Origin of the sequence: Paenibacillus sp. J53TS2, assembly GCF_018403305.1 — a bacterium.
Taxonomy (GTDB): Bacteria; Bacillota; Bacilli; order Paenibacillales; family Paenibacillaceae; genus Fontibacillus; species Fontibacillus rhizolycopersici.
In genome coordinates this window covers 23,372-42,983 of sequence record NZ_BOSK01000017.1, presented here as the reverse complement: position 1 = coordinate 42,983, position 19,612 = coordinate 23,372, and the positions used below count along the sequence as shown (strand labels likewise).

Genomic DNA, 19,612 nt, shown 5'->3' with positions numbered 1-19,612 from the left:
TTACATGGCGAAAAAAGTTATTAAAGTGGTAAAACTGCAAATTCCTGCAGGTAAAGCGAACCCTGCACCTCCGGTAGGTCCGGCGTTGGGTCAAGCAGGTGTCAACATCATGGCATTCTGTAAGGAGTTTAACGCACGTACCGCCGATCAAGCAGGTTTGATCATTCCGGTTGAAATTTCGGTGTTTGAAGACCGTTCTTTTACTTTCATCACCAAAACTCCTCCGGCAGCCGTTCTGCTTCGCGTTGCAGCGAAGATCGAGAAGGGTTCCGGCGAACCGAACAAGAAGAAAGTGGCTACCGTGAAACGCGACACCGTTCGTCAAATCGCGGAGCAAAAAATGCCTGACCTGAACGCAGCATCCGTTGAAGCGGCTATGCGTATGGTTGAAGGTACCGCTCGCAGCATGGGCATCACGATTCAAGACTAATCTTGGATCCTCGAATGGAGGTCAAACTCCATTCTCAAGTGGGAGGAATTTCCGCTAATACCACAAAGGAGGACGAATTCATGGCTAAACACGGTAAGAAATACCTGGAAGCCGCTAAGCTGATTGACAGCGAAGCGACATATGAGCCTTCTGAAGCCGTTGAACTGGTGAAAAAGGCAGCGACTGCTAAATTCGACGAAACCGTTGAAGCTGCAGTTCGCTTGGGCGTAGACCCTCGTAAACAAGACCAAGCCGTTCGTGGTGTCGTTGTTCTGCCGCATGGCACGGGCAAAACCCAACGCGTATTGGTGTTCGCCAAAGGCGACAAAGCAAAGGAAGCGGAAGCGGCCGGAGCAGATTTCGTCGGCGATCAAGACATGATCAACAAAATCCAACAAGGCTGGTTCGAGTTCGATGTCTGCGTGGCTACACCGGACATGATGAGCGAAGTTGGTAAACTTGGCCGTCTGCTCGGCGGTAAAGGCCTTATGCCTAACCCGAAAGCAGGCACAGTTACGTTTGACGTAGCTAAAGCCGTTCAAGAAATCAAAGCGGGTAAAATCGAGTACCGTCTGGACAAAGCGGGCCAAATTCATGCGCCGATCGGTAAAGTATCGTTTACTTCCGAACAATTGAATGAGAACCTCAAAGCTCTCATCGACGCATTGAACCGGGCTAAACCGGCTGCTGCTAAGGGCGTTTACTTGAAGAATATCGCGATTTCTTCGACCATGGGCCCAAGCGCTCGCGTGAATACGGCCGTTTACAGATAATACCTCCCGCACTTTGCGGATCGGGGATTGACACACTAGTGTCGCCCTTGGTATACTGAAACAGTTGTTTTATGTGAGACTTAAATAAGAATATGCTTACCGTAGACAGTAGGTGCCGTAAGGCTTAATTCCCTACCGAGGTGTTGTGATAGAACGTCAATGGATACAGCGTTGCTGTGTGCAGATGATCCATCAAGCCTTCGTGATTCTGCGGAGGCTTTTTTCAATGCCTTGCGGAAGTAGCAAGAGGCTCATGAATCTAATAGGAGGTGTGCAGTTTGGCAAACGCAAATGTCATTCAAGCAAAACAAGAAGCCGTTGACGCTGTAACGTCTAAATTGCGCGAAAGCGCAACGACCGTCGTTGCGGACTATCGCGGATTGAATGTTGCTCAAGTTACTGAACTCCGCAAACAGCTTCGTGAAGCTGGCGTGGAATTCCAAGTGCTTAAGAACACGCTCGTTCGCCGCGCAACAGCTGCTGCGGAATTGACTGAGCTGGACGAAGTGTTGACCGGTCCTACGGCCATCGCGTTCAGTGCAGAAGATGCAGTGGCTCCAGCCAAAATCTTGAGCGATTTCGCCAAGAAGAACGATGCCCTGAAAGTGAAAGGTGGCGTGGTTGAAGGCCGTGTTGTTGGCGTCGACCAAATCAAAGCGTTGGCGGATCTTCCGTCCCGCGAAGGTCTCCTTTCGATGCTCCTCAGCGTGCTTCAAGCACCGGTGCGCAACTTCGCACTGGCTGTCAAAGCCGTTGCCGAGAAAGAAGAAGCAAGCGCGTAAGTTAGCCTTGCGAAAGCAAGTCATCTGATTCGCAAAAAATAAACTATTATATAATGGAGGTTCTACCATGAGTAAAGAAGCAATCTTGGAAGCAATCAAAGGTATGACCGTTCTTGAACTGAACGATCTCGTTAAAGCAATCGAAGAAGAATTCGGCGTAACTGCAGCAGCTCCGGTTGTTGTAGCTGGCGGCGGCGGCGGTGCTGCAGCAGCTGAAGAGCAAACTGAATTCGACGTAATCCTGACTAACGCTGGTGCTTCCAAAATCAACGTTATCAAAGTGGTTCGTGAAATCACAGGCCTCGGCTTGAAAGAAGCAAAAGACTTGGTTGACAACGCACCAAAACCACTGAAAGAAAAAGTGGGTAAAGAAGAAGCAGACGGCGTTAAAGCCAAATTGGAAGAAGCAGGCGCAACTGTAGAAGTGAAGTAATCACTACTTCTCCTATAACAAACCCCTTGAACTTGATTCAAGGGGTTTGTTGCCTATCACCCTCTTATTTGAGGGAGCAGGAATGGATATAATAGGGGACGGACCGTGAATTGATCCTAAGAAATAATGGAGGGAACACGTAATCATGTCAGATCACTACTACTCCAACAAGCCGACCGCAGCTCATGATCGTAAGACTTGGGACGCTAAGTTGAGGGGGCAAACCTTTCGCTTTGTGAGTGATGCGGGCGTATTTGCCAAAGGGGGCGTTGATTTCGGAAGCCGTACATTGATTGAATCGATGGACATTCCGGAAGATGCCGAAGTGCTTGATGTAGGCTGCGGTTACGGACCGATTGGACTTGCGGCTGCCAAGCTGGCTAACCGGGGGCATGTGATGATGGTCGACGTGAACTCACGTGCCGTGGAATTGGCCAAGGAAAATGCGGCTGCCAATGGCGTGAACAACGTGACGATTACGGAAAGCGATTTGTTCTCGGCCGTAGGAAACCGGCAATTTGACGTTGTGCTGACCAATCCACCGATTCGCGCCGGCAAAGCCACGGTTCATGCGATCTTTGAAGGTGCCTTTGAACGCTTGCGTTCAGGCGGATCCCTATGGGTAGTTATTCAGAAGAAGCAAGGTGCACCATCGGCGAAGGAGAAGTTGGAGACTCTTTTTGCGCGGGTGGAGGAAGTGACGAAGGAGAAGGGGTACCGCATCTTTAAAGCGGTCAAAGCCTGAGATGGAATTAAGGTTGACTTGACAAAATCGATATGTTATTATTATAAAATGTCAGCATTAGGATGCCCTCGGTGGCTTTAGTTTGGTGAAATGTCAATAGCTTTGCGAAAACAATGCATAAAAATGTGTTGTTTTACGTATAATATGCACATTTTGGATAAACTAATAAATACGGGGACATCAGAGCAGAAACAGACACGGATAAATGATGCTCTTTTTTCGAAAGCATTCGATAAGGGCTTTTCTTTATTTGTGGATGAATCCGTATGGTCCTATTATAAGGGCACAAACACGGGTTCGCAATGTATTTTTAAAGTGAGTAGACATGAGGGGTGAGTTTAAGTTGGCAGGACATCTTGTTCAATATGGTCGACGCACTCGGCGTAGTTATGCGCGAATTAACGAGATACTCGAAGTACCGAACCTGATCGAAATCCAGCAGAAATCCTATGAGTGGTTCTTGGAAGAAGGCCTTCGGGAAATGTTCCAAGATATCTCGCCGATTCAGGATTTCACCGGGAATCTGGTGTTGGAGTTTATCGATTACAGCCTGGGCGAACCGAAGTATACGGTGGATGACGCGAAGGAACGCGACGTTACCTATGCGGCGCCGCTTCGGGTAAAAGTCCGGCTTATTAATAAGGAAACCGGCGAAGTCAAAGAGCAGGAAGTATTCATGGGAGATTTCCCGCTGATGACCGAAACCGGCACGTTCATTATTAACGGTGCGGAACGGGTTATTGTCAGCCAGTTGGTTCGCTCTCCTAGCGTCTATTTCAGCACGAAAGTGGATAAGAACGGTAAGAAAATGTATACCGCAACCGTTATTCCGAACCGCGGCGCTTGGCTCGAATTGGAGACGGATGCGAAGGATATTATTTACGTGCGGATCGATCGTACTCGTAAAATTCCGGTGACCGTGTTGCTTCGTGCGCTTGGTTTCGGAACCGATGCGGAAATTTTGGAGTTGCTCGGCAACGACGAATATATCCGCAATACGCTTGACAAGGACAATACGGATTCGACGGAGAAAGCGCTGATCGAGATCTACGAACGTCTGCGTCCAGGCGAGCCGCCGACACTAGAAAATGCGAAGAGCTTGCTCGTGGCCCGCTTCTTCGATCCAAAACGTTACGATCTGGCCAATGTCGGCCGTTACAAAATCAATAAAAAGCTGCATATCAAAAACCGTTTGTTCAACCAACGTCTTGCTGAGTCGTTGATCGATACGAACACGGGTGAAATCATTGCCGAAGCCGGCCAAATGGTGGATCGTCGTCTGTTGGACGAGATTTTGCCGCATCTTGAGAACAACGTTGGTTTCAAGAATTACCATGTTGCCGGCGGTGTGCTTGATGCAGATGATGTACCTCTGCAAACCATCGACGTATTCTCGCCGATTGAAGACGGTAAAGTGGTTAAGGTGATCGCGAATCGCAACATCGATAAATCGGTGAAGCATATCACTCCTGCTGATATTATTTCTTCAATCAGCTATTTTATCAATTTACTGCACGGCATCGGCAGCACGGACGATATCGACCATCTTGGCAACCGCCGTTTGCGTTCGGTCGGTGAGCTCCTGCAGAACCAATTCCGCATTGGCTTGTCCCGGATGGAACGCGTCGTGCGCGAAAGAATGTCGATTCAAGACGCTAATGTGATCACGCCGCAAGCTTTGATCAACATTCGTCCGGTCATCGCATCGATTAAAGAGTTCTTCGGCAGCTCGCAATTGTCGCAGTTCATGGACCAAACGAACCCGCTTGCTGAGTTGACTCACAAACGCCGTTTGTCCGCACTGGGTCCTGGTGGTTTGACTCGGGAACGCGCCGGCATGGAAGTCCGTGACGTTCACCCGTCCCACTATGGACGGATGTGTCCGATCGAAACGCCGGAAGGTCCGAACATCGGTTTGATTAACTCCTTGTCGACGTTTGCGAGAATTAACGAGTACGGCTTTATTGAAGCTCCGTATCGTTGGGTTGATCCGAAGACAGGAGTCGTTACCGATCAAGTCGCTTACCTGACGGCAGATGAGGAAGATAACTATATCATTGCCCAGGCCAATGCGAAGTTGACCGAAGATAACAAGTTCGAAGACGAATCGGTTATCGTTCGTTACAACAAACAGTCGGATAACATCTTGACCATGCCGAGCAGCCGTGTAGATTACATGGATATTTCGCCGAAACAGGTCGTATCCGTCGCGACGGCGCTGATTCCGTTCTTGGAAAATGACGACTCGAACCGTGCGCTTATGGGTTCGAACATGCAGCGTCAAGCGGTACCGTTGCTCATTCCGAAGGCTCCGCTCGTCGGAACCGGGATGGAACATAAATCGGCCAAAGACTCTGGTGTCTGCATTGTGTCGAAATATGATGGGATCATCGAGCGTTCGGCGGCTAACGAAATTTGGCTGCGCCGCGTTGAAGTCGTGGATGGCAAGGAAGTCAAAGGCGACCTTGTTAAACATAAATTACACAAATTTATGCGTTCTAACCAAGGAACCTGCATTAACCAACGTCCGATTGTGAAGCGGGGAGAAGTCATCAAGAAAGGTGACATCCTGGCGGATGGTCCTTCGACCGAAATGGGTGAATTGGCACTCGGCCGTAACGTAGTCGTTGCCTTCATGACTTGGGAAGGCTACAACTACGAGGATGCGATCCTGCTTAGTGAGAAGTTGGTGAAGGAGGATGTATACACTTCGATCCACATCGAGGAATACGAATCCGAAGCCCGCGATACGAAGCTGGGGCCGGAAGAAATTACCCGCGACATTCCGAATGTCGGCGAAGAAGCGTTGCGTAACCTGGATGAACGCGGGATTATCCGCGTCGGCGCAGAAATTGCCGCTGGCGATATCCTGGTCGGGAAAGTGACGCCGAAGGGCGTAACCGAACTGACGGCAGAAGAACGCCTGTTGCACGCGATCTTCGGGGAGAAGGCTCGCGAAGTCCGCGATACTTCTCTGCGAGTGCCGCACGGTACGGACGGGATTGTCGTCGATGTGAAGGTGTTCACCCGCGATAACGGTGATGAATTGCCGCCGGGCGTGAATCAACTCGTTCGCGTATACATTGCGCAAAAACGGAAAATCTCCGAAGGCGATAAAATGGCCGGACGCCATGGTAACAAAGGGGTCGTGGCTCGTATTTTGCCGGAAGAAGATATGCCGTTCATGCCGGATGGAACACCGGTACAGGTTGTCCTGAATCCGCTGGGCGTACCTTCGCGGATGAACATTGGGCAGGTGCTGGAAATCCACCTGGGTATGGCTGCATTGCAAATGGGTATTCACGTAGCTACGCCGGTATTTGACGGAGCGAACGAAGAAGATGTGTTTGACACGATGGAAGAAGCCGGTATGCAACGTAACGGTAAAACGATCCTATACGACGGCCGGACAGGCGAACCGTTTGAACGCGAAGTCACCGTCGGCGTCATGCACATGATTAAACTCGCACACATGGTTGACGATAAAATCCATGCTCGTTCGACAGGTCCTTACTCGCTCGTTACGCAGCAGCCGCTGGGTGGTAAAGCTCAGTTCGGCGGTCAGCGTTTCGGGGAGATGGAAGTGTGGGCGCTGGAAGCTTATGGCGCCGCTTATACGCTGCAAGAGATTCTTACCGTCAAATCGGACGACGTGGTGGGCCGGGTGAAAACCTACGAATCCATCGTCAAAGGAGAAAACGTGCCTGAACCGGGCGTGCCTGAATCGTTTAAGGTCTTGATCAAGGAGCTGCAAAGCTTAGGTATGGACGTCAAGATCCTGACCGAGAACGAAGAAGAGATCGAGATGAAAGAGATCGACGACGAGGACGATGCGTCGGGCGACAAGCTTAGTCTCAATCTGGAAGGCGCAGAAGTCGGCGTAGAATAGAGCGTTATACAGTCAAATCAGGACTTGGTTAAGGAGGGATGCTCCTTGTTGGACGTCAACAACTTCGAGTTTATGAAAATTGGGCTTGCTTCCCCAGATAAAATTCGTTCTTGGTCCCGCGGAGAAGTGAAGAAACCGGAAACGATCAACTACCGTACGTTGAAACCAGAGAAGGAAGGGCTGTTCTGCGAAAAGATTTTTGGCCCAACCAAAGACTGGGAATGTCATTGCGGTAAATATAAACGCGTTCGCTACAAAGGCGTCGTTTGCGACCGCTGCGGCGTTGAGGTTACTCGCGCTAAAGTGCGCCGCGAACGGATGGGGCATATCGAACTGGCAGCACCGGTGTCTCATATTTGGTACTTCAAAGGGATCCCGAGCCGGATGGGCCTTGCGCTCGATATGTCTCCGCGTTCCTTGGAAGAGATCATTTATTTTGCATCTTATGTCGTAACGGATCCAGGCGAAACGCCGTTGGAGAAAAAGCAACTATTGTCCGAGAAAGAATACCGCAGCTACCGCGAGAAATACGGTTACGGATTCCAAGCCGGCATGGGTGCGGAAGCGGTGAAGAAGCTGCTCCAGGATCTCGATATCGACAAAGAACTTGATTTTCTGAAGGAAGAATTACGCACGGCCCAAGGTCAACGCCGTAACCGTGCAATCAAACGTTTGGAAGTCATCGAAGCATTCAAAAGCTCCGGCAATGAGCCGGAGTGGATGATCCTCGACGTGCTTCCGGTGATTCCGCCGGAACTGCGCCCAATGGTTCAGCTCGATGGCGGCCGTTTTGCAACGTCCGACTTGAACGATTTGTATCGCCGCGTCATCAACCGGAACAACCGGTTGAAACGTCTGCTTGACCTGGGCGCGCCGGACATCATTGTTCAAAACGAGAAACGCATGTTGCAGGAAGCTGTTGACGCTCTGATCGACAACGGTCGCCGCGGGCGTCCAGTTACAGGTCCGGGCAACCGTCCGTTGAAATCCCTGAGCCATATGCTCAAAGGGAAACAAGGTCGGTTCCGGCAGAACCTGCTCGGGAAACGGGTTGACTACTCCGGTCGTTCTGTTATCGTCGTAGGCCCGTATCTGAAAATGTACCAATGCGGTTTGCCGAAGGAAATGGCGCTGGAGTTGTTCAAGCCTTTCGTCATGAAAGAGCTGGTTAACAAAGGTTTGGCCCATAACATCAAGAGCGCAAAACGCAAAGTTGAACGTGTCAGTCCGGAAGTTTGGGACGTGCTCGAAGAAGTCATTAAGGAGCATCCGGTTCTCTTGAACCGTGCACCTACGCTTCACCGTCTCGGGATCCAGGCGTTCGAACCGATTCTGGTTGAGGGCCGTGCCATCCGTCTGCATCCGCTCGTTTGTACGGCGTATAATGCCGACTTCGACGGTGACCAAATGGCTGTTCACGTGCCGTTGTCTGCGGAAGCTCAAGCAGAAGCTCGTATCTTGATGCTGGCATCGGGCAACATTTTGAACCCGAAAGACGGTAAACCTGTCGTTACGCCTTCGCAGGACATGGTCCTCGGCTCCTACTATCTGACGATGGATAACAAGGAAGCCAAAGGCGCCGGCATGATTCTGTCTTCGATTAACGAAGCGGTATCGGCTTATCAACGCGGAACGGCTTCTCTGCATGCGCGGGTAGCGATTCCAACTAAAGCGTTGGGCAAAACCAGCTTTACGGAAGCACAGCAAAATGCTTTGCTGATCACGACCGTGGGTAAAATCATTTTCAATGAGATTTTCCCGGCTAGTTTCCCATATATCAACGAAGCAACTCGGGTGAACTTGTTCCAAGGAACGCCGGATCATTACTTTATCCATGATAAAGGCGCCAATGTTCTGGAACGCATCATGGCTGCTCCGCTAGCAGGCGGTGTCGGCAAGGAATACCTCGGCGAAATTATCGGCCGCTGCTTCGAAATCTACCATACGACGGAAACCTCCGTCATACTGGACAGAATCAAGCAAACCGGTTTTACTTACTCGACTCGTGCGGGTGTAAGTATCGCGGTGGCGGACGTTATCGTGCCTCAGGAGAAGCAGGAAATCCTGCGTGATTCCGATGAGAAAGTCCGTGTTGTAACGAACCAATACCGTCGCGGTTTGATCACCAACGAAGAACGGTATGACCGCGTTATTGATATCTGGTCTAAATGTAAGGATCAAATTACCGAAGTGCTCATGAAATCGATGGATCGCTACAATTCCATCATGCTCATGGTTGACTCCAAGGCACGCGGTAACAAATCGCAGATCACCCAGCTGGGCGGTATGCGGGGTCTGATGGCCAACCCGGCGGGTCGGATCATCGAGCTCCCAATTAAATCGAACTTCCGCGAAGGCCTGACCGTCCTCGAGTACTTCTTGTCGACGCACGGTGCGCGTAAAGGTTTGGCTGATACCGCGCTGCGGACTGCCGACTCCGGTTACTTGACACGCCGACTTGTCGACGTGGCCCAGGACGTTATCGTTCGCGAAGAAGATTGCGGTACGGATAAAGGCTTTACCGTTAGCGTGATTCAGGACGGTAAAGAAGTCATCGAGGACCTGTACGACCGGATCGAAGGCCGCTACTCGTTTGAAACGATCAAGCATCCGAAAACGGGTGAGATCATCATTCATCGCAATGAATTGATCGACTCCGATAAAGCGCATGAAATCGTAAATGCAGGCATTGCTAAGCTGCAGATCCGTTCCGTGCTCAGCTGCCGTGCCCGTCATGGCGTGTGCAAAAAGTGCTACGGACGCAACCTGGCCACCGGGAAACACGTGGAAATCGGGGAAGCTGTCGGGATCATCGCGGCTCAATCGATCGGTGAACCAGGGACACAGCTCACCATGCGTACTTTCCATACCGGGGGCGTTGCAGGTGACGATATTACCCAAGGTCTTCCGCGGATTCAGGAGTTGTTCGAAGCTCGGAATCCGAAAGGTCAAGCAACGATCAGTGAGATCGACGGCGTGATCAAGGAGATCCGTGAAGCCAAGGACCGCCGCGAAATCGAGGTTCAAGGCGAAGCAGAAACGAAGGTTTACTCCGTCACTTACGGTTCACGTTTGCGCGTCAGCGAAGGCGATGAGATCGAAGCTGGCGACGAGTTGACGGATGGTTCGATCGACCCGAAAGAAATTTTGCGCATCAAAGGGATCCGCGGCGTACAGAACTACATTCTGCAGGAAGTACAACGCGTATACCGGAACCAAGGCGTAGAAATCAACGATAAGCACGTTGAGGTCATGATTCGCCAAATGCTGCGCAAGATCCGGATCGTCGATGCCGGCGATACACCGCTCTTGCCAGGCTCTTTCGTTGACCTGCACGAGTACGAAGTTGCCAACAAAGACGCGATCCTCTCCGGAAAAGAGCCGGCGGTTGCCAAACCGGTTCTGCTCGGGATTACGAAAGCGTCGCTGGAAACCGACTCCTTCCTGTCCGCCGCTTCCTTCCAGGAAACGACGCGGGTGCTTACCGACGCTGCCATCAAAGGTAAAGTCGATAAGTTGCTCGGTTTGAAAGAGAATGTTATCATCGGTAAGCTGATTCCGGCCGGTACCGGCATGAATCGTTATCGCAGCATTCAATTTGAAGAACCGGAGCAAGACGAGACGGCAGAAGAAAGCCTAGAGCCTGTTTCCGTAGAGTAACTAATTAAACGAAGCTATTACCGGCGCGGCCCTGAAGCAAGTTGTTTCCGGGGCGCGCCGGCCTGTTTTCTTAGGTGAAATCCGCTGAATAATTTGCTTGACATCGGCTATAGCGGAGTGATACTATATCATAGTGCGTGAGTAAGAATAAACCCTGTGCTTTGGAGGACGTCATGATGTCTAATGATAAAGGACTACGGGACGCACCGGTTAAGATCGGCAGCAAGCAAACCATGCGAATGGTCGAGCTTGGACGGGCCGAGGAAGTTTACGTTGCTGAGAATGCAGATCCGCGTCTTACATCAAGGGTCGTCGCTTTATGCAACCAACACGCCGTCAAAGTCACATATGTGGATACGATGGCCAATCTCGGCAAGGCTTGCGGGATTGAAGTGGGAGCGGCGATGGCTGCGATTGTAAAGTCATAGTTGATCGAAAATGTTTTTGCTAATGAGGGTGACTCCTTGGCAAAAACATTTCCTTTGTTCTTTTATGAACCGCCTGGGTCTGTGGGCTTAATCAAGAGCTTTGTAAAGTGAAATGAATTCTGAGGAAGGGGGTGGCAACAACATGCCAACTATTAACCAATTAGTACGTAAGGGACGCCAAGATAAGGTGTACAAATCCAAATCGCCAGCGTTGCAAAGAGGTTTTAATGCTCTGAAACGTGAGGCTACGGATTTGAGTTCTCCGCAAAAACGCGGTGTCTGCACTCGTGTAGGTACGATGACTCCGAAGAAACCGAACTCCGCACTTCGTAAATATGCCCGTGTTCGTTTGACGAACCGTGTAGAGGTGACGGCTTACATTCCAGGGATCGGTCACAACCTGCAAGAACACAGCGTGGTGCTGATTCGTGGCGGCCGGGTCAAAGACCTTCCAGGTGTACGTTACCATATCGTACGCGGAGCTTTGGATACCGCTGGGGTTAACAATCGGATGCAAGCTCGTTCCAAATACGGCGCGAAACGTCCGAAAGCGAAGAAATCCTAAGATCATTCATGATCGAAAGATGGCTTTCTGAACTAGCATTTCAATGAAGGTTCAAAAAGTTGGGTTTGGAGCACCGAGAAGGTTGGGTGAAGCTAGGGACTGAGTAGCGGAGCGTAGATAGATCTACGTGAGCAACGAAATGCCCGGCTGAATTCAAGATTCGATGTCGAATAAGCTTCTCTGTTCCTGCCTCGTGATCGGAAGACGACTTTTTGAATTACAACTTGGTTTTAATTATTGTTGAAAGGGGGATAACAAACTATGCCACGCAAAGGTCCAGTTACGAAGAGAGACGTGTTGCCAGATCCGGTGTATAACAGCAAACTGGTTACTCGCTTGATCAACCGCATCATGCTTGACGGTAAACGCGGCGTTGCTCAAAGCATTCTGTACAATGCGTTCAACCTCATTCAAGAACGCACGGGGAATGACCCTATGGAAGTGTTTGAAGCAGCGATCAAAAATATCATGCCTGTACTGGAAGTTAAAGCTCGTCGTGTCGGCGGCGCGAACTACCAGGTTCCAATCGAGGTTAAGCCAGAGAGACGTACATCCTTGGGATTACGTTGGCTCGTTAACTACTCCCGCAACCGCGGTGAGAAAACGATGGAAGAACGTTTGGCTGCTGAGATCATCGATGCATCCAACAACACAGGCGCTTCCGTGAAGAAACGCGAAGATACGCACAAGATGGCGGAAGCGAACAAAGCGTTCGCGCACTACCGTTGGTAGGATAACGCCCGTATTTCAAAATTTATATTTTGAAGGGAGACAGATTCATGGCAAGAGAGTTCTCCTTGAAAAATACACGTAATATCGGGATTATGGCGCATATTGACGCCGGTAAGACAACCACGACGGAACGGATCTTGTTCTACACAGGCCGTACGCACAAAATCGGGGAAGTTCACGAGGGTGCTGCGACAATGGACTGGATGGAACAAGAACAAGAGCGCGGAATCACGATTACGTCCGCTGCGACGACCGCTCAATGGAAAGGTCACCGCGTAAATATCATCGATACCCCGGGACACGTCGACTTCACCGTTGAAGTTGAACGTTCCCTGCGTGTATTGGACGGGGCTGTAGGCGTGTTCAGTGCTAAAGAAGGCGTTGAACCGCAGTCTGAAACCGTTTGGAGACAAGCTGACCGTTATGGTGTTCCACGGATCGCTTACGTCAACAAAATGGATATCATCGGTGCTGATTACCTGAACGTTGTCAAAGATATGCGCGAGCGTCTGCAAGCGAATGCAGTTGCAATCCAACTGCCGATCGGTGCGGAAAACGACTTTGTCGGGATTATCGATATCGTTGCGCAAAAAGCGTTTATGTATAAAGATGATTTGGGTCAGGATATCGAAGAAACAGAAATTCCTTCTGAATTCGTAGCACAAGTTGAAGAGCTTCGTGCGGAACTAGTTGAGAAGGTTGCTGAGCTGGACGAAGACTTGACGATGAAATACCTCGAAGGTGAGGAAATCACCGTTGAAGAACTGAAAGCAGCGCTCCGTAAGGGTGTTGTCGAAGTGAAAATCTTCCCGGTTATCTGTGGATCTTCCTACCGTAACAAAGGGGTTCAGCTGATGCTGGATGCCGTTATCGATTACTTGCCAGCTCCAATTGACGTACCAAGCATCCAAGGTCACTTGGAAGACGGTACGGAAGTGGAACGTCACTCTTCCGATGAAGAGCCGTTCTCGGCGCTTGCATTTAAAATCATGACCGACCCTTATGTGGGTAAGCTGACGTTCTTCCGCGTATACTCCGGTATTTTGCAATCCGGTTCCTATGTGTTGAATGCAACGAAAGGCAAACGCGAACGGATCGGACGTATCCTGCAAATGCACGCCAATAGCCGTCAAGAGATCTCCGAAGTTTACTCCGGTGATATCGCGGCAGCTGTTGGTTTGAAAGATACGGGGACAGGTGATACACTGTGTGATGAGAAGGCACCGGTTATTCTTGAATCGATGAACTTCCCTGATCCGGTTATCGAAATCGCCGTTGAACCTAAGACGAAAGCTGACCAGGATAAAATGGGCGTTGCTCTCGGTAAACTGACGGAGGAAGACCCAACGCTTCGTGCTCATACGGATGAAGAAACGGGACAAACGATCCTTGCTGGTATGGGTGAGCTTCACCTTGATATCATCATCGACCGGATGCGCCGCGAATTCAAAGTTGAGACGAACGTAGGTAAACCACAAGTTGCTTATCGTGAAACGTTCAAAGCTCCTGCACGCGTCGAAGGTAAATTCGTTCGTCAGTCCGGTGGCCGCGGTCAATACGGTCACGTATGGGTTGAATTCGAACCGCTGGAACCAGGTACTGGTAACCAATTCGAGAGTAAAATCGTCGGTGGTTCCGTTCCTAGAGAGTATATCGCTCCGGCACAACAAGGTATTGAAGAAGCTATGAAGAATGGCGTACTCGCAGGCTTCCCGCTTGTAGACGTTAAAGCCACGATCGTAGACGGTTCTTACCATGATGTCGACTCCAGTGAAATGGCGTTTAAAATCGCCGGCTCTATGGCCCTGAAAGCGGCTAAAGAGAAGTGTCAACCAGTTCTGCTTGAGCCGATCATGAAAGTCGAAGTAACGGTGCCAGAGGAGTACATGGGTGACGTTATGGGTATGCTGAACTCTCGCCGTGGCCGTATCGAAGGTATGGACTCTCGCGGTGGAGCGCAAATTATCCGTGCGAAAGTGCCTCTCTCCGAAATGTTCGGTTACTCGACAACTCTTCGTTCCGGTACGCAAGGACGCGGCGTATTCTCGATGGAACTTTCTCACTATGAAGAAGTTCCAAGAAGTATCTCCGAAGAAATCGTATCCAAGAACAAAGGCGGAGAGTAAATTAATGTATTTACTGGTCGGGAGACCCGTTCTTCCGATCGGTCACACATAACAATCCATATTTTAAGGAGGAACTGTTTAAAATGGCAAAGGCTAAATACGAACGTACAAAACCGCACGTTAATATCGGTACGATTGGTCACGTCGACCATGGTAAAACAACTCTGACTGCAGCCATCACGACTGTATTGTCCAAAACATATGGCGGTGCTGCTGTAGCATTCGACCAAATCGACAAAGCTCCAGAAGAGCGCGAACGCGGTATCACAATCTCGACGGCACACGTTGAGTATGAAACCAACAACCGTCACTACGCACACGTTGACTGCCCAGGACACGCCGACTATGTTAAAAACATGATCACCGGCGCAGCTCAAATGGACGGCGCAATCTTGGTTGTATCCGCAGCTGACGGCCCAATGCCGCAAACTCGCGAGCACATCCTGTTGTCCCGTAACGTAGGCGTTCCTTACATCGTCGTGTTCCTGAACAAATGCGACATGGTTGAAGACGAAGAGTTGCTCGAATTGGTTGAGATGGAAGTTCGTGACCTGTTGAACGAATATGAGTTCCCAGGCGACGACACTCCAATCATCCGTGGTTCCGCTCGTGAAGCTCTGCAAAACCCAGAAGGCGATTGGGCTAAGAAAATCGTTGAAATGTTCGAAATCATCGACGAGTACATTCCGTTGCCAGAACGTCCAGTTGACAAACCGTTCCTGATGCCTGTCGAGGACGTATTCTCGATCACTGGCCGTGGTACAGTTGCTACGGGTCGTGTTGAACGCGGTACGGTTAAAGTCGGCGACGAAATCGAAATCGTGGGTATCCACGAAGAAACGAAAAAATCCGTCGTTACTGGCGTTGAAATGTTCCGTAAATTGCTCGATTCCGCTCAAGCGGGCGACAACATCGGCGCATTGCTCCGCGGTGTTGACCGTAACCAAATCGAACGCGGTCAAGTATTGGCTAAACCAGCTTCCGTTAATCCGCATACTGAGTTCAGCGCTCAAGTATACGTATTGACTAAAGAAGAAGGCGGACGCCATAAGCCGTTCTTCTCCGGCTACCGTCCTCAGTTCTACTTCCGTACTACGGACGTAACTGGCATCATCAACCTGCCAGAAGGTACTGAAATGGTTATGCCTGGCGATAACATCGAAGTTACCGTTCAACTGATCTCCCCAATCGCGATCGAAGAAGGAACTCGCTTCTCCATTCGTGAAGGCGGCCGTACAGTTGGATCCGGTGCCGTTGTTAACATCAGCAAATAATAAGGCTTAATCAGCCTGAAAGAAGGAGCTGCACTCCGGTTTCGGAGAGCAGCTCCTTTTATTTTATGGAAAACAAAAACTTCAGATATTATGCTTGCATTTCGCCTATCTTTTCTATATAATAGTGAATGTTGTTCTGTGACGTTGCGATGATGTGAGAGGTTACTGACACACCCGGCCCCTTTGCCATGGGAGGGGTGCCAGAAAATTTTCACGGAGTATGTCCGATACTAAATTGGGCGATAGAAGGAGGGACTAAAATGGCAAAGCAAAAAATTCGTATTCGTTTGAAAGCTTACGACCACAGAATTCTTGATCAATCCGCAGAGAAAATCGTTGAAACGGCAAAACGTTCGGGTGCTGGCGTATCCGGGCCGATTCCGCTGCCAACTGAGAAACAAGTGATTACTATTCTCCGTGCGGTACACAAGTACAAGGATTCCCGGGAACAATTCGAACAACGGACGCACAAACGTCTGATCGACATTGTGAACCCGACTCCACAAACTGTGGATGCCTTGATGCGCTTGGACCTGCCGTCCGGTGTAGATATCGAAATCAAATTGTAATACCTACTATATGTAAGGTAACCAGGAAAGGAAAAGAGGTGTCAACATGAAAGGTATCTTAGGGAAAAAACTTGGAATGACTCAAGTGTTTACTCCGGAAGGGAACGTAGTTCCTGTAACGGTTATTGAGGCGAGTTCTAACGTGGTTCTGCAGAAGAAAGATCTGGAGAATGACGGCTATGAAGCGATCCAAATCGGTTATGCCGATAAGAAGGAAGCAAGAGCGAACAAACCGGAAGTTGGGCATGCGAAGAAAGCAGGCGCAACGCCTAAGCGCTACGTTCGCGAGATTCGCGGTGTTGATTTGGCAGGATACGAGGTTGGCCAAGAGGTCAAAGTCGATATTTTTGCTGAAGGCGAATTTGTTGACGTAACAGGTATTTCGAAAGGTAAAGGGTTCCAAGGCGTAATCAAACGCTGGGGACAAAGCCGCGGCCCGATGGCTCACGGTTCCCGTTACCATCGCAGACCAGGTTCGATGGGTTCCATCCAAGCGAACCGTGTTCCTAAAGGCAAACACCTTCCAGGACATATGGGCAGCGAAACCGTAACGATCCAAAACCTCGAAATCGTGCGCGTGGATGCAGAACGCAACGTACTGCTTGTTAAAGGCTCGATTCCAGGTCCTAAAAACAGCTTCGTTAAAATCAAACAAACCATTAAGAAATAATTAGCCCTCAAGAAAGGAGGAACAACAAATGCCAAAAGTAGCACTTTTCAATATTAGCGGTAGCCAAGTAGGCGAAGTGGAATTGAATGACGCCGTATTCGGAATTGAACCGAACGCGCATGTCCTTCATGAAGCTGTAGTCATGCAGCGCGCTTCTCTGCGTTTTGGTACGCATAAAGTTAAAGGACGCTCCGAAGTTCGTGGCGGCGGTCGTAAACCTTGGAAACAAAAAGGTACAGGGCGGGCTCGTCAAGGCTCCATTCGCGCTCCTCAATGGAAAGGCGGCGGCGTGGTATTCGGACCAACTCCGCGCAGCTATTCCTACAAACTGCCTAAGAAAGTTCGTCGTTTGGCGATCAAATCGGCGCTCTCGTCGAAAGTGATCGATCAGGACATCATCGTATTGGATACACTTGCGATGAACGCTCCTAAAACGAAAGAATTCGCGGCGATTTTGAACAACCTGAAAGTGGAACGCAAAGCTTTGATCGTAGCGCCTAGCTACGACGACAATCTGGCGCTTTCCGCACGCAATATCCCAGGTGTTAAATTCGTAGCGGCAGACGGCATTAATGTTCTTGACGTGCTGACGCACGACAAACTGATCATTACGAAGGAAGCAGTTCAGAAGGTAGAGGAGGTGCTCGCGTAATGAAAGATCCTCGCGATATTATCAAACGCCCGGTGATTACGGAACGTTCTACGGAATACATGAACGACTTGAAATATGTCTTCGAAGTAGATCTGCGTGCCAACAAAACCGAAGTCAAACAAGCAATTGAGTCGATTTTCGGTGTGAAGGTTAAGAACGTTAACACCCTGCGTGTTCCCGGGAAGTTGAAACGTTACGGACGCTACTCCGGATACACTCCTGAGTGGAAGAAAGCTTTTGTTACATTGACTGCGGACAGCAAGCCGCTTCAATTCTTTGAATCGGTATAAAATCGTTTAAAGTAAGGAGGGAAATCTCGTGCCAATCAAAAAGTACAAACCGACATCCCCGGCAAGACGCGCCATGAGCGTGTCGACCTTCGAAGAAATTACGACGGATCAACCGGAGAAATCTTTGCTTGCGCCGCTGAGCAAAACGGCTGGCCGCAACAACCAAGGTAAAATTACTGTTCGTCACCACGGCGGCGGGCATAAACGTAAATACCGCATCATCGACTTCAAACGGAACAAAGATGGAATTCCAGGCCGCGTTGCTACGATCGAATACGATCCAAACCGGACTTCGAACATCGCTTTGATCCATTATGCCGATGGCGAAAAACGCTACATCATCGCTCCTAAAGGTTTGAAAGTGGGCGACGTGATCGAATCTGGCGTAGGCTCCGACATCAAAATCGGTAACGCAATGCCGCTGGAGAACATCCCGGTAGGTACTGTAATCCACAACATCGAGCTGAAACCAGGCAAAGGCGGACAACTCGTTCGTGCTGCTGGTACAGAAGCTCAATTGCTCGGTAAAGAAGAGAAATACGTTACGATCCGCCTGTCTTCTGGCGAAGTACGTAAAGTCTTGAAAGTTTGCCGTGCAACGATCGGTTCCGTGGGTAACGGTGACCATGAGCTCGTGAAAATCGGTAAAGCAGGACGCAACCGCTGGCTCGGACAACGTCCGGAAGTGCGCGGTGTCGTCATGAACCCGAACGATCACCCTCACGGTGGTGGTGAAGGTCGCGCTCCAATCGGCCGTAAATCTCCGTTGTCTCCTTGGGGCAAACCGACCCTGGGTTACAAAACTCGTAAAAAAGGCAAAGCATCTGATAAATATATTGTTCGTGGTCGCACGAAGTAATCCGCATATCGCGGATCACTTCGCGGCTTGAACGAGCGTAACATGCAGCGCATTGTGAAGGGAGGATAAATGAATGAGTCGCAGTCTGAAAAAGGGACCTTTTATCGACGGTTACCTGCTTAAGAAAGTCGAGGAAGCGAGCGCTTCGAGCAAGAAGGTCGTGATCAAAACTTGGTCCCGTCGCTCCACGATCTATCCGCAATTCATTGGTCAAACGTTTGGTGTTTATGATGGCCGCAAGCACGTACCGGTGTATGTGACCGAGGATATGGTCGGACATAAACTGGGCGAATTTGCTCCAACCCGGACCTACAAAGGTCATACGGATGACGATAAGAAAACGAGACGTTAATAACGATAAGTTCTTCGTTTGAGAGGAGGTAATACTACATGGAAGCTAAAGCACATGCAAGATCGATTCGTATTGCTCCCCGCAAAGCTCAGCTCGTTATCGACCTGATCCGCGGTAAGCAAGTTGGTGACGCGATCGCGATTCTCCGCCATACGCCAAAGGCGGCGTCCCCGATCGTTGAGAAGCTTTTGAACTCGGCGATTGCCAATGCTGAACATAACTATTCTATGGATGTAAATAAATTGGTGATTACGCAAGCTTACGTAAACCAAGGTCCGACGATGAAACGTTTCCGTCCACGGGCAATGGGACGTGCTAGCCGGATCAACAAACGCACCAGCCACATTACTTTGGTGGTATCCGAAAAATAAGGAGGGAAAACG

19 protein-coding genes and 1 other annotated feature are annotated in these 19,612 nt (G+C 49.9%); all 19 genes read left to right on the top strand.

Features of this window, described 5'->3' with window-relative positions; all coding sequences use genetic code 11:
* Nucleotides 1-4: 4 nt before the first annotated feature.
* The 19 genes from rplK to rplV all read left to right on the top strand — a co-directional run bounded on the left by rplK (nucleotide 5) and on the right by rplV (nucleotide 19,600).
* A complete protein-coding gene (gene rplK / locus KJS42_RS22370) occupies nucleotides 5-430 on the top strand; it encodes a 50S ribosomal protein L11 (RefSeq protein WP_016310704.1) in 426 nt (141 codons plus the stop codon).
* A gap of 80 nt (nucleotides 431-510) precedes the next feature.
* Nucleotides 511-1,203 (top strand): 50S ribosomal protein L1, encoded by a 693-nt coding sequence (gene rplA / locus KJS42_RS22365; RefSeq protein ID WP_155608371.1) that lies wholly within the window; start codon nucleotides 511-513, stop codon nucleotides 1,201-1,203.
* A gap of 81 nt (nucleotides 1,204-1,284) precedes the next feature.
* Nucleotides 1,285-1,437: a sequence feature (ribosomal protein L10 leader region), on the top strand.
* Between the two features lie 44 nt (nucleotides 1,438-1,481).
* Nucleotides 1,482-1,985, top strand: a complete 504-nt coding sequence (gene rplJ / locus KJS42_RS22360) for a 50S ribosomal protein L10 (protein WP_193418670.1) — start codon at nucleotides 1,482-1,484, stop codon at nucleotides 1,983-1,985.
* A 67-nt stretch (nucleotides 1,986-2,052) separates the two neighbouring features.
* Nucleotides 2,053-2,418: a 50S ribosomal protein L7/L12 gene (gene rplL, locus KJS42_RS22355; RefSeq protein WP_155608373.1), complete on the top strand. Its 366-nt coding sequence runs from the start codon at nucleotides 2,053-2,055 to the stop codon at nucleotides 2,416-2,418.
* Nucleotides 2,419-2,563: 145 nt separating this feature from the next.
* Nucleotides 2,564-3,163, top strand: a complete 600-nt coding sequence (locus tag KJS42_RS22350) for a class I SAM-dependent methyltransferase (protein ID WP_213624144.1) — start codon at nucleotides 2,564-2,566, stop codon at nucleotides 3,161-3,163.
* 343 nt (nucleotides 3,164-3,506) lie between these two features.
* Complete coding sequence (rpoB, locus tag KJS42_RS22345) at nucleotides 3,507-7,052, top strand: DNA-directed RNA polymerase subunit beta (RefSeq protein WP_155608375.1); 3,546 nt, start codon at nucleotides 3,507-3,509, stop codon at nucleotides 7,050-7,052.
* A 45-nt stretch (nucleotides 7,053-7,097) separates the two neighbouring features.
* Complete coding sequence (gene rpoC / locus KJS42_RS22340) at nucleotides 7,098-10,712, top strand: DNA-directed RNA polymerase subunit beta' (RefSeq protein ID WP_193418674.1); 3,615 nt, start codon at nucleotides 7,098-7,100, stop codon at nucleotides 10,710-10,712.
* 176 nt (nucleotides 10,713-10,888) lie between these two features.
* Nucleotides 10,889-11,140 (top strand): ribosomal L7Ae/L30e/S12e/Gadd45 family protein, encoded by a 252-nt coding sequence (locus KJS42_RS22335; protein WP_193418678.1) that lies wholly within the window; start codon nucleotides 10,889-10,891, stop codon nucleotides 11,138-11,140.
* 142 nt (nucleotides 11,141-11,282) lie between these two features.
* Nucleotides 11,283-11,705 carry a 30S ribosomal protein S12 gene (rpsL, locus tag KJS42_RS22330; protein ID WP_018753998.1) on the top strand — a complete coding sequence of 141 codons (423 nt, stop codon included), beginning with the start codon at nucleotides 11,283-11,285 and terminating at the stop codon, nucleotides 11,703-11,705.
* A 261-nt stretch (nucleotides 11,706-11,966) separates the two neighbouring features.
* Nucleotides 11,967-12,437, top strand: a complete 471-nt coding sequence (rpsG, locus tag KJS42_RS22325; RefSeq protein ID WP_091234482.1) for a 30S ribosomal protein S7 — start codon at nucleotides 11,967-11,969, stop codon at nucleotides 12,435-12,437.
* 47 nt (nucleotides 12,438-12,484) lie between these two features.
* Complete coding sequence (gene fusA, locus KJS42_RS22320; protein WP_193418680.1) at nucleotides 12,485-14,563, top strand: elongation factor G; 2,079 nt, start codon at nucleotides 12,485-12,487, stop codon at nucleotides 14,561-14,563.
* Between the two features lie 83 nt (nucleotides 14,564-14,646).
* Nucleotides 14,647-15,837, top strand: a complete 1,191-nt coding sequence (gene tuf / locus KJS42_RS22315; protein WP_155608379.1) for an elongation factor Tu — start codon at nucleotides 14,647-14,649, stop codon at nucleotides 15,835-15,837.
* Between the two features lie 260 nt (nucleotides 15,838-16,097).
* Nucleotides 16,098-16,406, top strand: coding sequence for a 30S ribosomal protein S10 (gene rpsJ, locus KJS42_RS22310; RefSeq protein ID WP_009226637.1), 309 nt, complete (start codon nucleotides 16,098-16,100; stop codon nucleotides 16,404-16,406).
* A gap of 46 nt (nucleotides 16,407-16,452) precedes the next feature.
* A complete protein-coding gene (gene rplC / locus KJS42_RS22305) occupies nucleotides 16,453-17,076 on the top strand; it encodes a 50S ribosomal protein L3 (protein ID WP_155608380.1) in 624 nt (207 codons plus the stop codon).
* A gap of 28 nt (nucleotides 17,077-17,104) precedes the next feature.
* Nucleotides 17,105-17,728, top strand: a complete 624-nt coding sequence (rplD, locus tag KJS42_RS22300) for a 50S ribosomal protein L4 (protein ID WP_155608381.1) — start codon at nucleotides 17,105-17,107, stop codon at nucleotides 17,726-17,728.
* The gene (gene rplW, locus KJS42_RS22295; RefSeq protein ID WP_155608382.1) at nucleotides 17,728-18,018 is read left to right on the top strand and encodes a 50S ribosomal protein L23; all 291 of its coding nucleotides are present in this window, start codon (nucleotides 17,728-17,730) and stop codon (nucleotides 18,016-18,018) included. The genes rplD and rplW overlap by 1 nt, the downstream gene beginning before the upstream one ends.
* Nucleotides 18,019-18,046: 28 nt before the next feature.
* A complete protein-coding gene (gene rplB, locus KJS42_RS22290) occupies nucleotides 18,047-18,877 on the top strand; it encodes a 50S ribosomal protein L2 (protein ID WP_193418682.1) in 831 nt (276 codons plus the stop codon).
* Nucleotides 18,878-18,950: 73 nt separating this feature from the next.
* Nucleotides 18,951-19,229: a 30S ribosomal protein S19 gene (rpsS, locus tag KJS42_RS22285; RefSeq protein WP_059048886.1), complete on the top strand. Its 279-nt coding sequence runs from the start codon at nucleotides 18,951-18,953 to the stop codon at nucleotides 19,227-19,229.
* 38 nt (nucleotides 19,230-19,267) lie between these two features.
* On the top strand, nucleotides 19,268-19,600 hold the full coding sequence (gene rplV, locus KJS42_RS22280) for a 50S ribosomal protein L22 (protein ID WP_059040325.1): 333 nt from the start codon (nucleotides 19,268-19,270) through the stop codon (nucleotides 19,598-19,600).
* Nucleotides 19,601-19,612: the final 12 nt, after the last annotated feature.

What these genes read in the sequence shown, in the direction of transcription:
- rplA (WP_155608371.1), top strand. Translation starts at nt 511, where the DNA reads ATGGCTAAACACGGTAAGAAATACCTGGAAGCCGCTAAGCTGATTGAC.
- rplL (WP_155608373.1), top strand. Translation starts at nt 2,053, where the DNA reads ATGAGTAAAGAAGCAATCTTGGAAGCAATCAAAGGTATGACCGTTCTT.
- fusA (WP_193418680.1), top strand. Translation starts at nt 12,485, where the DNA reads ATGGCAAGAGAGTTCTCCTTGAAAAATACACGTAATATCGGGATTATG.
- rpsG (WP_091234482.1), top strand. Translation starts at nt 11,967, where the DNA reads ATGCCACGCAAAGGTCCAGTTACGAAGAGAGACGTGTTGCCAGATCCG.
- rpsJ (WP_009226637.1), top strand. Translation starts at nt 16,098, where the DNA reads ATGGCAAAGCAAAAAATTCGTATTCGTTTGAAAGCTTACGACCACAGA.
- tuf (WP_155608379.1), top strand. Translation starts at nt 14,647, where the DNA reads ATGGCAAAGGCTAAATACGAACGTACAAAACCGCACGTTAATATCGGT.
- rpsS (WP_059048886.1), top strand. Translation starts at nt 18,951, where the DNA reads ATGAGTCGCAGTCTGAAAAAGGGACCTTTTATCGACGGTTACCTGCTT.
- KJS42_RS22335 (WP_193418678.1), top strand. Translation starts at nt 10,889, where the DNA reads ATGTCTAATGATAAAGGACTACGGGACGCACCGGTTAAGATCGGCAGC.
- rpsL (WP_018753998.1), top strand. Translation starts at nt 11,283, where the DNA reads ATGCCAACTATTAACCAATTAGTACGTAAGGGACGCCAAGATAAGGTG.
- KJS42_RS22350 (WP_213624144.1), top strand. Translation starts at nt 2,564, where the DNA reads ATGTCAGATCACTACTACTCCAACAAGCCGACCGCAGCTCATGATCGT.
- rplD (WP_155608381.1), top strand. Translation starts at nt 17,105, where the DNA reads ATGCCAAAAGTAGCACTTTTCAATATTAGCGGTAGCCAAGTAGGCGAA.
- rplW (WP_155608382.1), top strand. Translation starts at nt 17,728, where the DNA reads ATGAAAGATCCTCGCGATATTATCAAACGCCCGGTGATTACGGAACGT.
- rplV (WP_059040325.1), top strand. Translation starts at nt 19,268, where the DNA reads ATGGAAGCTAAAGCACATGCAAGATCGATTCGTATTGCTCCCCGCAAA.
- rplC (WP_155608380.1), top strand. Translation starts at nt 16,453, where the DNA reads ATGAAAGGTATCTTAGGGAAAAAACTTGGAATGACTCAAGTGTTTACT.
- rplK (WP_016310704.1), top strand. Translation starts at nt 5, where the DNA reads ATGGCGAAAAAAGTTATTAAAGTGGTAAAACTGCAAATTCCTGCAGGT.